Origin of the sequence: Streptomyces sp. NA04227 (assembly GCF_013364195.1) — a bacterium.
Classification (GTDB): domain Bacteria; phylum Actinomycetota; class Actinomycetes; order Streptomycetales; family Streptomycetaceae; genus Streptomyces.
Genome location: NZ_CP054918.1, coordinates 4,444,947 through 4,457,464, shown reverse-complemented (window position 1 = coordinate 4,457,464; position 12,518 = coordinate 4,444,947). Strand labels below are relative to the sequence as shown.

Annotated in this window: 10 protein-coding genes; 9 read left to right on the top strand and 1 reads right to left on the bottom strand. The window is 69.8% G+C overall.

What is annotated here, in order from left to right; translation table 11 throughout:
• The first annotated feature begins 179 nt into the window (after nucleotides 1-179).
• From HUT18_RS18960 to HUT18_RS18950, 3 genes are all read left to right on the top strand, one after another.
• The gene (locus HUT18_RS18960; RefSeq protein ID WP_176101805.1) at nucleotides 180-560 is read left to right on the top strand and encodes a hypothetical protein; all 381 of its coding nucleotides are present in this window, start codon (nucleotides 180-182) and stop codon (nucleotides 558-560) included.
• Between the two features lie 448 nt (nucleotides 561-1,008).
• Nucleotides 1,009-1,596: an RNA polymerase sigma factor gene (locus HUT18_RS18955; RefSeq protein WP_176101804.1), complete on the top strand. Its 588-nt coding sequence runs from the start codon at nucleotides 1,009-1,011 to the stop codon at nucleotides 1,594-1,596.
• Nucleotides 1,596-2,195, top strand: a complete 600-nt coding sequence (locus HUT18_RS18950; protein ID WP_176101803.1) for a hypothetical protein — start codon at nucleotides 1,596-1,598, stop codon at nucleotides 2,193-2,195. The genes HUT18_RS18955 and HUT18_RS18950 overlap by 1 nt, the downstream gene beginning before the upstream one ends.
• Nucleotides 2,196-2,504: 309 nt before the next feature.
• On the opposite strand, the gene HUT18_RS18945 is transcribed toward HUT18_RS18950, so the two are convergent.
• The gene (locus tag HUT18_RS18945) at nucleotides 2,505-3,107 is read right to left on the bottom strand and encodes a hypothetical protein (RefSeq protein ID WP_176101802.1); all 603 of its coding nucleotides are present in this window, start codon (nucleotides 3,105-3,107) and stop codon (nucleotides 2,505-2,507) included.
• Nucleotides 3,108-4,167: 1,060 nt separating this feature from the next.
• On the opposite strand from HUT18_RS18945, the gene HUT18_RS18940 reads away from it, so the two are divergent.
• From HUT18_RS18940 to HUT18_RS33875, 6 genes are all read left to right on the top strand, one after another.
• Nucleotides 4,168-4,476, top strand: coding sequence for a hypothetical protein (locus HUT18_RS18940; RefSeq protein ID WP_030363595.1), 309 nt, complete (start codon nucleotides 4,168-4,170; stop codon nucleotides 4,474-4,476).
• A gap of 182 nt (nucleotides 4,477-4,658) precedes the next feature.
• Nucleotides 4,659-5,507 (top strand): hypothetical protein, encoded by an 849-nt coding sequence (locus HUT18_RS18935; RefSeq protein WP_176101801.1) that lies wholly within the window; start codon nucleotides 4,659-4,661, stop codon nucleotides 5,505-5,507.
• On the top strand, nucleotides 5,497-6,801 hold the full coding sequence (locus tag HUT18_RS18930) for a hypothetical protein (protein WP_176101800.1): 1,305 nt from the start codon (nucleotides 5,497-5,499) through the stop codon (nucleotides 6,799-6,801). The genes HUT18_RS18935 and HUT18_RS18930 overlap by 11 nt, the downstream gene beginning before the upstream one ends.
• Nucleotides 6,802-6,809: 8 nt before the next feature.
• Nucleotides 6,810-8,360: an SCO6880 family protein gene (locus HUT18_RS18925; protein ID WP_176104637.1), complete on the top strand. Its 1,551-nt coding sequence runs from the start codon at nucleotides 6,810-6,812 to the stop codon at nucleotides 8,358-8,360.
• A gap of 6 nt (nucleotides 8,361-8,366) precedes the next feature.
• Nucleotides 8,367-9,776, top strand: a complete 1,410-nt coding sequence (locus tag HUT18_RS18920; RefSeq protein ID WP_176101799.1) for an ATP-binding protein — start codon at nucleotides 8,367-8,369, stop codon at nucleotides 9,774-9,776.
• 346 nt (nucleotides 9,777-10,122) lie between these two features.
• A complete protein-coding gene (locus HUT18_RS33875) occupies nucleotides 10,123-12,138 on the top strand; it encodes a hypothetical protein (protein ID WP_254878692.1) in 2,016 nt (671 codons plus the stop codon).
• Nucleotides 12,139-12,518: the final 380 nt, after the last annotated feature.

The following is a 12,518-nucleotide window of genomic DNA, read 5'->3' as shown; positions in this document are numbered from 1 at the left end:
CCGGCCTCGGAACGCGCCTCAACCCACGGCTTCTCTCCGCTCGAAAAAAAATCTCGCTCGCTTGTCATACAGACCGGTCCTCCCGTGCGTATAGAAGGCGTCCGGCCGGACGCAGCACTGACCACGGAGCAGCAGCTCCAGCAAGACAGCACAGCAAAACGGGAGGAAGAACGATGAGCATGAACAAGACACGCGCCCGGATTCTCGGCGCACTGTCGGTCTGCGTCCTCGGCGGTTCTCTGCTCGGCGCCGCGAACGCGGTGGCGGTGGACGGCAAGGCTCGGGCCAACGCGGACTGCGGAGCGAACGAGGTCTGCTTCTGGATCGATAACGACATGCCGGGCGCGCCCACCTGGCGCTGGTCGCCGGGCAGCGGCCAGCTCAACATGCCGCCGAACCTGCACGACAATGTCGGCTCGTTCGTGGCCAACGCGCCCGCCTGTTTCGTCGATACGGACCCGGCGGAGAGCCGGGGTGTCGCGGTGGGCGACTACTCCAACGCCTACAAGGCGGACGGCAAGTTCGGCAGCCGCATCGACCTCGTCAAGCCGGCCTGCTGAGACGCCACTTCACCGGTTCGCCGACCGGCGCCTCCCCCATCGGCCCACTGACCGGCGCCGGTCGGTGAGTGGGTGGCACCGCACCGGTCGGCAGTCTCGGTGACTCATCGGCCGACCCGGGACCACGGGGGATCCGGGCCGTGCCTCGGCGGGCTGCCACCGCCCGCTGTCACCGGTGTGCCCTGGGAGGGATCCATCCCGGGGCACACCGACCGCCAGCACGCCGACAACCAGCACCGTCCGTCTCGCAGATGGCGGCGGTCAAGGTGGGTGTGGGCGCCAACGATTCGGCACCTGACACGGGGCGCGCAAGCAAACCCACGAGCGCCCCATACACCCCTTTACTCCCGCAAGACCCGGAAGTTCGTTTACACACCGATTGGCACCGGCAAACCGAGGGGAGGCCGAGGACGACAGAACATGCTGCTAGACGGGGGATGCATCGAAGGTGCCGCACTCCACTCAAGGCGGCGGGACAAAGGCGCCCGCGCCGCCGCCCACCGACCGGACCACCGCACGTGCCTCGTTCGACGAGGTCTTCTGCTCACTGCTCGACCGCCTCTACCGACGTGCGGCGATACTGGCGGGCACACCGCACGCGGCCGAGGACGCCGTACACGAGGTCTACCTCAAGCTGGTCCACCGCCCGGAAAGGTTCCTCGCCCACCCCGAGCCTTACGCCTACGCCTTCGCCACCCTGGTGAGCGTGCTGCGCAGCGGCTGGCGAAGAGACCGGCGGCAGACACCGGTGGCGGAGGTCGAGCAGACGTGGGTGGCAGGTCAGTCGGCGCACTGGGCGTGGGACGGCGGTGTCGAGCAGCGGGCGGGCGAGCTGGGAGTGGTCGCACTGCTCGGGCAGCTGACGGTACGGCAGGCAGGGGTGATCATTCTGGTCGACCTCGACGGGTACACCATCGACCAGGCCGCCGAGATCCTCGGGGTCCACCGCGGCACGGTGTCCAGGAACCGGGACCGGGGGCTGCACAAGCTCCGCGGCTCACTGCGCCGCATCGAGCGGGAAGGACGACGGGCGTGATGAGTCCTGACGAGGACGAACACAGCATTGCCGTACTGCGAGAACGCCTCCGCACCGCCGACGAGGAGATCCGCACTCCGCAAGGACTGTGGGAAAGGGTGCGGGAGTCGGCGGGGCCCGAGAGTCCGATGGCCGACCGTGCCGCACGGCGGCGGGGGACGGGGTTCGCGCTCGCGGCCGCACTGGCAGTGGCCTCTCTGGGGCTGGGCTCCTGGTGGGTGTTCTCGCCGGGGCAGGTCAACGGCCAGCCTGCCGCCGCCCCCGGCATCCGGCTCGAGGTGCACAACGCCGAGTCGGTCTGCCGGGAACAGCACACCCTGGAGTGCGCGTTGCGTGTGGCCCGCACCCCGTACGGGCGCTACGCGGCGAGGGACAACGCGGCGGGGCGGGTCTGGGCGGGCGACGTACTCACCGCGAAGTGCGTGGTTCCCGACGGCACACTGGTCCGGGACGAGAGTGGGGTCTCGTCCACGCGGTGGTACGCGGTCGAGAAGGGGGACGGTACGCACGGCTGGCTGCCGGGTGTGCGTACGCGCAACTCGACGGAGGTGCGGGTGTGTTCGCCGGACGAAGCGCCACGGCGCCATGGTGGGGGCTGAGTCCCACGCCTGGGCCCCTACTTCCTCGTCACCGCGAGACGGCAGCGGCGTGCGGCGTGGCGCGTGAGCCATAAGTAGCGCACGAACGGCCCGCCCCACCTCTCGGCGGGAGCGGACCGCGTGCAGGACTGGTGCCCGAGAGGCCGACCCGCCGGCGTCGGGGAGAGCCGGTGCCGGCGGGCCACTAGTGGTTGCCGTTTGGCCTCAAGTGGCGGAAGCGAAGGGCACGTCAGGGGTCGAGCCCGGTCTCCAGGAGTTCAGGTGTCCAAGAGACCGTGAGACCGGGATCCCTGAAGTGGTCCCCGGGGGTCAGTCCGCGGTGATGGTCTGGCCGGGCGACATCTTGACGACGGCCTTCAGTGCGACCGTGTCGCCGTTGTTGATGATGCCGAGGCAGCTGGCGTTGGAGGCGGTGAGGTCACGGCTGGTGCCGTCGGCGATCAGCGCGCTCTGGGTGTTGTCGAAGTAGCCGTGGACGGTGCCGGTGAAGTCGGCGCTGCAGCCGAAGCCCGAGACGTGGGCCTTGACGTTCGCGATCTCGCCGAGGACGTGGTCCGGGTTGTCCGGGCTCTCACCGGTGATGTTGATGCCGTACGGGAGACCGCTCGTGGTGATCGTGATGTTGATTCCCATGGCCGAGCAGCCGGCGAAGCTCAGGGAGTTGATCTGGCCGATGCCGGTGCCGCTGAGACCGGATCCGCTCTTCACGGAGCCGGTGCCGTCGGCACTGGTGCACTTGAACTCCCCGGAGTCGGTGACCACCGAGGGGTTGTCGGCGTGTGCGGTGACCGCACCGCCGGGTGCGACGGTCCACGTGGCCTGGGGGGCGGCCGACGTGGAGGTGATGGCGAGACCGAAGGCGGCGCTGGTAGCGGCAGCGACGACGACGGCCTTACGCGCGAACTTGTGCATGGAACGGTTTCCTTCCTTCGGCGTGGCACGCGACGGGAGCCTCCGCCCGTTCGGGCAGGGGGTACCGGAGCGACACACGTAACGGGGAAGCCGGCCAGGCCCGTTGGCCGGCCCGATCGAGCACTCGCTGTGACGTTAAGAGCACGTAACAGCGGCCCGCAATGGCTCCGTCCGCAGAATCCTGAACGGGGCTACCAGCGGTAGCTTTTTTGTCATCCGGTGAGCAACCGGCCGGTCTTTCTTATGAGTTGAAGAGTGAACCGAGCGGCTGGTCCAGCCAGCCCAGGCCGGTGTCGACAAACGGCCCGACCTGTACAGATGCTCCCGCGTTGTGCCCGTTCGGCGCGTGAAGCGTGGGGACTTCCCGGGCCCTGTGTGCAGACGCCCGCCACACCTCCCACAGACCTCTGCGCAACGTAGCCGCCACCCCGATCCACTCGGTCACGCAGCCGGCACCCGCCCCCGCCTCGTCACACTCAGCACACGGCACATCAGCCCAGGGCTCCACCCACCCACCGAGCCCTCGCGATTCACGGCACCGCCGACAACACGGCCAGCCATCCCGAACACCCGCCCCCGAGCGAGGTCGTCATCACCCGTCAGCCGCCAGCCGCCCACTCCCGGCACCCGGCACCCGACACCCGGCACCAAGACCGACCCCAGCCACCCAGCCACCGACCCCACCCAAGGCAACCGCACCCCAGCCCCACCCCCACCGGACACGCACAGCAGCCACCCACACCACCCCTTTTGACGTCGAGTCAGCACCCGGAACGGTTCGCCGACCCGCCCCGGCCTGCGACAAGATCAATCTCGTCAGTTGAGGCGTCATTGCCCGGGGTCACCCGGCGTGATACACAGAGTGACCATACGATCCTTCGCATGCCCGTTCCCGACCCGAGCCGGGGCCAGGTGAACGGCGGGCCACGGATTCGTACGAAACCCGCCAACCAATGACGTCAAAGTCGACACTGCTCGGCAGGATCGTCAGCGAGAATGGGTGTGACCTCTGCACGCTCGCAGGGGACTACGGAACTACCCGCTAGGGGCGGTGAGTTAGATGCTTATGGCAGCCGAAAAGGGCGATATCAACACGATTATCGGCGGAATCGCCCCTGACTGGGGACCGTTCGGGAGCCTGGGCAACGAAGCCCGGGTCATGATCGAAGTAGTCATGGCCGTCGCCATCCTGCTGTGCCTGGGCATCGCGATCTGGGGCGCTGCCAAGCAGCGCATCGGCGCCACGGCACTGCGCGACACCTTCAGTGCCGAACAGGGCAAGGGCCTCATCATCGCGGGCCTGACCGGAGTCTTCATCATCGGTTCGCTCGGCACCCTGTTCACGATCGTCTACGGCATGGCGGTATAGCGGCGCCCGACTGACCGGCCGGGCAGTACCGGCCGTCCTCCCACCAGTTAGCCCGTGATGCCCACCGGCCGAGGTTGCGTCCCCTTGATGTCCAGTCACCACACCGCTCCCAAGCGGTATCCGGCACAGCTACCGTCGTATGCAAGAGCGGTCCGGCAAGAGTTCAAGGGGGCGTACGCGGCATGAGCCCGAGCGACGAGCACGGTTACGGCGCGGAGACGCGCACGGACGACGGCTTCCACGGCTCGGGACAGACTCGCACCCGGCTCCCCGAGCGCGGCGGCGACCCGTACGCGAGCGGCAACCGGCGCAGGTCCTCGACCCGCGGCATGGCCACCGTGGTCGGTGTGGTCGTTCTGCTGATCGCCGCCATCGCCTTCGCCAACCGGGACACCGACGACTCGGGCGGCTCCGACGAGGGCGGCGGCGACCGCCCCGCCGCGGCCCCGACCGCGGCCACCGGCGAGAAGCCGGTCGGCACCAAGACCGGCACCATCCCCTCGGGCTTCGGCCACGACGCGCAGGGGGCGGAGAGCGCGGCGGCGAACTACGCGGTGGCGCTCGTCTCGGCGGATATCTTCAAACCCGCCCGCCGAAGCGCGATCGTCCAGCAGATCTTCGTGCCCAGCAAAGTGGCCGACCTGGAAGAGCAGTTCGCGAAGGCGTACTCCAAGACGTTCCTGAGCAAGCTTGGCCTGGACGAGAACGGAAACGCTCCCAGAGGGAACACCTACATCTCCCGCACGATGCCCATCGGTTCGAAGAACACCGCCTACTCGGACACGGCCGCGACGGTCGACGTGTGGTGCTCGGGAGTGTTCGGCACGGCCGGGCAGGGATCGACGAACCCCGTGACGAACGACTGGTTCACGATGACGCTGAAGCTGCGCTGGACCGGCGGGGACTGGAAGGTCGAGAGCTACTCCCAGAAGGACGGGCCCGCACCCGTGAACGGGGACAACAAGATCTCCACGGCCGAGGAGATCGCCAAGGCCGTGGACGAGTACGGAGGCTTCACCTATGCACGGTAGGCGACGCCACGCGCTCAGGATCGGCACGGCTCTGGCCGCGGTACAGGGCGCAGTCCTGCTGCTGGCGACCCGCGCCGTCGCCGACCCCGACCCCAAGCCGTCCAAGGACAACTGCGACCTCATCGTCGGCCCCGCCAAGCAATACTGCGAACGCGACGACGGCGGCTCCGGCGGCGGCAGTGCCCCCGACCCGACCAACCCGGTCAAGGGCACCCCCCTCGACCCCCTGGCCTCCCTCTCCAAGAGCTGTGCCGAGGCCGCTTCGTGGACCATCGACAAACTCTCCGAAGCAGTAAAAGAAACCGCCCAAGTCGACTACACCAACCCCACCTTCCTCCAGCAGTACGCCGTGGTCTTCGCCGCGTCGACCGTGCTGACGCTGCTGCTGTGGCTGCTGGCCGTGGCGAAGCGGGCGGTGCGTGGGGTGCCGTTGAGCACGGCTATCGGTGAGGCGGTCGGGTTCCTGTGGCTGACGGTGCTGGCCTCCGCCTTCACGCCGCTGATCCTGTACACGGTGGTCTCGGCCACCGACAGCATCACCGATGTGCTCGCCAAGACCACGGGCGGGCAGACCGACGTGTTCTTCGGGAACTTCTCCGGTGCCCTGAAGAAGGGCGAGGACATCGGCGGCGGACCGATCATGCTGATCGTGGTCTCGCTGGTGTCGATCCTCGCGGCCGGGGTGCTCTGGCTCGAACTGGTCATCAGAGCGGCACTGCTGTACGTGGGCGCGCTGCTGGGCACCGTGGTGTACGCGGGCCTGGTGGACAAGAACCTGTGGACGCACGTACGCCGCTGGGCCGGAATCATGATCGCGGTGATCCTGGCGAAACCGGTGATCGTGATCGTGCTGGGCCTCGCCGGGGCGCTCAGCACCGACGACGGTCCCGACTCCTTCTCGGCCGTGGTCTCCGGGCTCGCGATCATCCTGCTCGCCATCTTCGCGAGCGCCATGATCTACCGCTTCGTGCCGGGCTTCGGCGACGAGATCGCCGCCTCGCGCAACAACCGGCTCTCGCGGGGCGCCGAGAACCGCGCCGCCGCGGTCATCAGCTCGCCCGCCGCCCTGGTGTCGCAGGGCATCAAGGCGCACAGCAGCCGGGCCGACTCCGGCGGCAGCGGCGGCGGCCAGGCGCCCTCGAACCCGGTCAGCGGCGGCGTCGCGGCGCACAGCACCCGCGGCGACGGCGGCGGCACCAGCGCCCCCGCACCCCGTACCAGCCCGGCGAACACGCCGCATGCCGGGAACCGCAGCGCCAAGAGCGCCAACCGCTCGGGAGGTGACGGGCGTTGACGACCGACATGACGCACGCCTCGCATCCGGTCTCGCCCCGCCGTACCTATCTGATCGGCCGGGCCAGGCCCAACGCGATGATCGGCCGCAACCGCGAGACCGGCGAGATCGCCCTGATCGTCGTGGGCGCCTTCCTCGGCATGATGTGCGGCCTGCTGGTCCCGGTGCTCAGCCTGCGGATCGTGCTGCTCATGGGGTTCCCGCTGCTGGCGTTCGCCGCCGTATACGTGCCGTACAAGGGGCGCACCTTCTACAAGTGGTTCGAGATCAACCGGAGTTTCAAGCGTCATCTGCGCCGCGGCGGTGCCTACCAGTCGGGCGCCGTGGAGGCCGGCACCCGCCTCGACGGGCGTGAGGTCGAGGTGGGCCCGCCGCCCGGTATCGGCCGGATCAGCTGGCTGGCCGCGCCGTTCGGCCCCGACGAGATCGCCGTACTGCTGCACGCGGACCGCCGCACCGTGACCGCCGCCATCGAGATCGAGGGCCCGGGCGTCGGACTGCGCGACTCGGAGGACCAGGAGGCCCTGGTCGACCGGTTCGGGACGCTGCTCAAGCATGTGGCCAACGGCGACGGTTTCGTCACCCGGCTGCAGATGCTGGCCCGTACGCTGCCCGCCGACCCCGACGCGCACGCCAAGGACGTCGCCCAGCGCGGGGACGACAAGTCGCCGCACTGGCTGCGGGGTTCGTACGACCAGTTGCAGTCGATGGTGTCCACGAGCAGTGAGCAGCACCGCGCCTATCTGGTCGCCTGTATGCACTACTCGCGTGAACTCGCCGCCGAGGCACAGGCCTTGGCGCGGGCGGCGCGCGGGCACGACGGGCGCAGGCTGGACCGGGACTCGGGTCTGGCCGTCGTCATGGCACGTGAACTCACCGATATCTGCTCGCGGTTGCAGGAGGCCGACATCCGAGTGCGCCAGCCGCTCGGCCAGGGCAGGCTCGCCTCGCTGGTGCATTCGATGTACGACCCCGACCATCCGATCGACCACATCCAGGCGATGACCCAGCGCAACGCCTGGCCGGCCGAGCTGGACGCGATGGAGCCCACCTACCTCCAGGCCAAGACCCGCGAGTCCAGCACCCGCGAGCCCTGGTGCCACGCCACGGCCTGGGTGAAGGAGTGGCCGATGACGCCGGTCGGGGTGAACTTCCTGGCGCCGCTGCTCGTGCACACCCCGGACGTGATCCGGACCGTCGCGGTGACGATGGACCTGGAGCCGACCGAGATCGCCATCGAGCGGATGCTCACGGAGAAGACCAACGACGCGGCAGAGGCCAGTCGTGCGGCCAAGATGAACCGCACCGTCGACCCGCGCGACATCGCCGCCCACTCGCGGCTCGACCAGCGCGGCGAGGACCTGGCCAGCGGCGCCGCCGGGGTCAACCTGGTCGGCTACATCACGGTCTCCTCGCGCAACCCGGAGGCGCTGGCCCGGGACAAGCGCACGATAAGGGCCTCGGCGGGCAAGTCGTACCTGAAGCTGGAATGGTGCGACCGCGAGCACCACCGGGCCTTCGTCAACACGCTCCCGTTCGCCACCGGCATCCGGAGGTAGGCCCTGATGCGGGATCCGCTGTCCGTCCTCACGGACGCCTTCACCTCCTTCCTGTTCGGCAAGGTGGAGACGACCCGGCTGCCGGTGCGCACCTCCACCGGCCAGGCCCAGGCCGTCTATCTGCCCACGGCCGCGCCCGGCCTCGGCGACTCCGGCGTGATCATCGGCCGCGAGGTGTACTCCGGCAAGGGCTACATCTACGACCCCTTCCAGCTCTACGGCCAGCAACTCCCGGCCCCGCACTGGCTGGTGCTCGGCGAGTCCGGCAACGGCAAGTCGGCACTGGAAAAGACGTACGTACTACGGCAGTTGAGGTTCCGTGACCGGCAGGTCGTGGTCCTGGACGCGCAGGGCGAGGACGGCGTCGGCGAGTGGAACCTGATCGCCGAGGAGCTGGGGATCACCCCGATCCGGCTCGACCCGACGGCCGCCCTGGACATGGGCATCCGGCTCAACCCCCTTGACCCGTCGATCACTTCGACCGGTCAGCTGGCGCTGCTGCGCACCATCATCGAGGTGGCCATGGGCCACGGTCTGGACGAACGCGCGGGCTTCGCCCTCAAGGTGGCGCACTCCTACGTCAACGAGACGATCACCGCACGACAGCCCGTACTGACCGACATCGTCGAGCAGTTGCGGCACCCGGAGCCGGACTCCGCGGAGGCGATGAACGTCGCCCTGGAGGACGTACGCGCCTGGGGACTGGACGTCGCGCTGGTGCTCGACCGGCTGGTCGACGGTGACCTGCGGGGCATGTTCGACGGTCCGACGACGGTCGGTATCGACCTGGACGCGCCGCTGATCGTCTTCGACCTCTCGCACATCGACCGCAACTCGATCGCGATGCCGATCCTGATGGCGATCGTCGGCGTCTGGCTGGAGCACACCTGGATCAGGCCGGACCGCAAGAAGCGCATCTTCCTGGTCGAAGAGGCCTGGCACATCATCAACTCCCCCTTCGTGGCGCAGCTGTTCCAGCGGCTGCTGAAGTTCGGGCGGCGGCTCGGTCTGTCCTTCGTGGCGGTGGTGCACCACCTGTCCGACGTCGTCGACGGCGCGGCGGCCAAGGAGGCGGCCGCGATCCTCAAGATGGCCTCGACCCGGACCATCTACGCCCAGAAGGCCGACGAGGCGCGGGCCACCGGACGCGTGCTCGGCCTGCCGCGCTGGGCGGTCGAGATCATTCCGACGCTGACCCCGGGTATCGCGGTCTGGGACGTGAACGGCAATGTGCAGGTGGTCAAGCACCTGATCACGGAGGCCGAGCGGCCGCTGGTCTTCACCGACCGGGCCATGACGGAGGCCTCCCGCGTGGACCCCGAGCTGGCGGACGACGCGCTGCGCGCCGCCGAACTCGAGGCCGAGCGGCGGGCGGCGTACATGGAGCAGCAGATGAACGACTCGACGGTGGCCTGAGCACGGCGCCCCGGCAGGGTAGACGCCCCGGTGGGGCGCCGCGACAGCGCCCGGTACCGCCGCGCCGGGTCACCGCCGCTCCCGTGCGGTCCCCGAAAGGGCGGATCTCCGCACGGACACCGGTACCGGGACAGGGCCGGGCCTGCGACGATGACCACAGCACCTGACGACACCTGACGACAAGCGCCGCGGCCACGACCAGCCGCGGCACCGGACGACAACTGCCGCGGCCCACGAGGTACGGGCCGCGGCCGGGACGAAGGACGTGGCCTGAGGTGAGGGACATGGCCGGGACGAGGGCCGCCGGAACCGAGATGCGGGACCCCAGGGCCGGAGGCGTGGCCTGATGGGCGCGGACGCACGCCGTCGGCGCCCGGGCGACGAAGGCGAACGGGGCGTACCGGACGGCCTGGTGATCGGCATACTGGCCTTTCTGCTCGGCGTCACCGTGCTGACCTGGTCCGCCACCGGGCTCGCCGGGCTCTTCGCCAAGGGCGCCTGGCCCAACGACGTCACCTTCACCCACACCCCGCTCGCCATGCGGCACTTGATGGGCGAGCCGCACGACCTGACCGGCGCCTGGCCCGAGACCCCGGCCGAACAGCTCACCGGATACGGCCTGTTCTGGGGTCTGTTCATCGGCCAGATGATGGTTCTGATGGTCCTCACCGTCTTCGCGATGGGCACCTTCGCCCGCTGGCGCGCGGTACGCGCCCGTAAGCGCGAGGCCTCCCTCAAGGCACGGCAGCAGGAGGAGCACGAGAAGGACCTTGCCTACGAGGAGGAGGCCCGCGCCGCCGCCGAACAGGCCTACGGGCGCGGCGAGTCCACCCGTGGCAGGCAGCGGAAGCGGTCACCGGGGCGAAGCGAGCGCGCGGCGGCCGACGGACGCTCCAAGACCTCGGGAGCCCCCTCCCTGGACAAGGACGCCACGGCCACCTCCACCAACGAACTGCCCTACGACGACGCCGAGTTCGCCCGCCGACGAGCCGAACTCGCCCGCGACCGCGCCGCCTTCGAGCTCGAGCGTGCCGAAGCCGAACTGGCCCGCGAACGCGCGGAGTTCGCCCGCCAGCGGGCGCAGGCAGGTGAGGGTACGGAGGAACCGGCGAACGCCGACCAGTACGCGGGCAAGGGCACCGCCCCGGGCCAGGCAACAGCTGGAGGAACGGCCGAGGTCGGCCCACACCCCTCCGAACAGCCCCCCGGCCCGTCCCAAGCGCCCGGCCCGTCGGCCGCCCCCAACCCCCCTGACACGTACGGAACTTCCGCTACGTACGCCCCCTCCCCTACTCCGGGTACGAGCACCGCCCCCACCACAACCGCCCACCCCGACCCCACCTCCGCACTCTCAACAACCCCTGATCACAACGGACTTGGCACCCCTCCCGCACCCATCGCCTTCCCCACCCCCACGGCCTCCCCACTCCCTTCCCCCCGCTCCCCTCTGATCCTCGGCCCCCACGCCACCCGCCGCCGCGCCGCCGTACAGGCCGTGCAGGACGCCGAAGGCCCCGCGCTGGTCGTCACTTCGGACCCCTCGCTCTGGGCGGAGACCAAGGACGCGCGCGCCAAGCTGGGCCCGGTCCTGGTCTACGACCCGGCACATCTGTGCGACACCCCGGCGCGGCTGCACTGGTCGCCCTCGCGCGGCTGCGAACTGCGCGCTGTCGCGGCCGCGCGGGCGGCGGCGCTGCTCGCGCCGGTACGGCCCGCGGCCCGGGTGGACGCGGCGATGGCCGACACGGCCGAGACCCTGCTGCGCAGCTTCCTGCACGCGGCGGCGGTCGACGGGCGCCAGTTCAAGCATGTGCACCGCTGGGCGCAGGGCACCGGCGTGCAGGAGGCGGTACGGATTCTGCGGTCGCATCCGAAGGCCGCCTCGGGCGCCGCGGGCGAGCTGGAGGCCGCGCTCACCGCGTACCCCGAACGCCGGGACATGGCACAGGAGTTGACCGCGCGCTGCCTGTCGGCGCTGTTCTCGGTGCACATCAGGGAGACCTGCACACCGAACCGCGCCGACACCGTGAGCCTGGATTCCTTCGGCGCCGAAGGGGGCACCCTCTACGTGGTGGGCGAGCCCATCGAGGACCCCAAGACACAGCCGGGGGCCATGCCGTTGCTGACCGCCCTGGCGTCGAGCGTGGTCGAGCACGGCCGGGGCGCGGCCGCACGGTCGTCCTCCGGTCGGCTCGACCCACCAATGACCCTCGTCCTCGACGACGTCGCCGCCGTCGCCCCGCTCCCCGAGCTGCCCGCCCTGCTCACCGGCGGCGCGGAGCAGGGTCTGCCCACGCTGGCGTTGCTCAGGTCACAGGAACAGGCCCGCGCGCGCTGGCCCCAGGCCCAACTCCCGTTCTGATTCGGCCAGTTGAAGCTCCCGGGACCCGCAGGACGGCTGGGGCGGGGGATGCCTGCCACCGTTTGTCCGAGTAGGGTCGGGGGCCTGCGTAAGGGCTGACGGCCACCTCCTGGTCTCCCGGCACCTGAGCGGACGCTCGTCCAAGTGCGCTTCCCGGCGGCACCGGGAGGGGTGCGACGGCGAGTGTCAGTACGGTCAAATCCGTACAAGCCGGGCTCCGGGTGGGGTTCGAAAGGCCTTACGCAAGGCACCAAAACGGACCTTCGGGTACGTACCCCCCACGGTAAGGTGCCGCGTTCGCGCGGCCACGGATCAGGAGCAAGAAGTGCACGGCACCCCCCACATAGCCAGCACATCGCACGACGGGCTCATACCGGCAC

Excerpts from the sequence above, each read along its gene's own strand:
- HUT18_RS18945 (WP_176101802.1), bottom strand. The coding sequence starts at position 3,107 with ATGCACAAGTTCGCGCGTAAGGCCGTCGTCGTCGCTGCCGCTACCAGC.
- HUT18_RS18925 (WP_176104637.1), top strand. The coding sequence starts at position 6,810 with ATGACGCACGCCTCGCATCCGGTCTCGCCCCGCCGTACCTATCTGATC.
- HUT18_RS18930 (WP_176101800.1), top strand. The coding sequence starts at position 5,497 with ATGCACGGTAGGCGACGCCACGCGCTCAGGATCGGCACGGCTCTGGCC.
- HUT18_RS18960 (WP_176101805.1), top strand. The coding sequence starts at position 180 with ATGAACAAGACACGCGCCCGGATTCTCGGCGCACTGTCGGTCTGCGTC.
- HUT18_RS18950 (WP_176101803.1), top strand. The coding sequence starts at position 1,596 with ATGAGTCCTGACGAGGACGAACACAGCATTGCCGTACTGCGAGAACGC.
- HUT18_RS18940 (WP_030363595.1), top strand. The coding sequence starts at position 4,168 with ATGCTTATGGCAGCCGAAAAGGGCGATATCAACACGATTATCGGCGGA.
- HUT18_RS18935 (WP_176101801.1), top strand. The coding sequence starts at position 4,659 with ATGAGCCCGAGCGACGAGCACGGTTACGGCGCGGAGACGCGCACGGAC.
- HUT18_RS18920 (WP_176101799.1), top strand. The coding sequence starts at position 8,367 with ATGCGGGATCCGCTGTCCGTCCTCACGGACGCCTTCACCTCCTTCCTG.
- HUT18_RS33875 (WP_254878692.1), top strand. The coding sequence starts at position 10,123 with ATGGGCGCGGACGCACGCCGTCGGCGCCCGGGCGACGAAGGCGAACGG.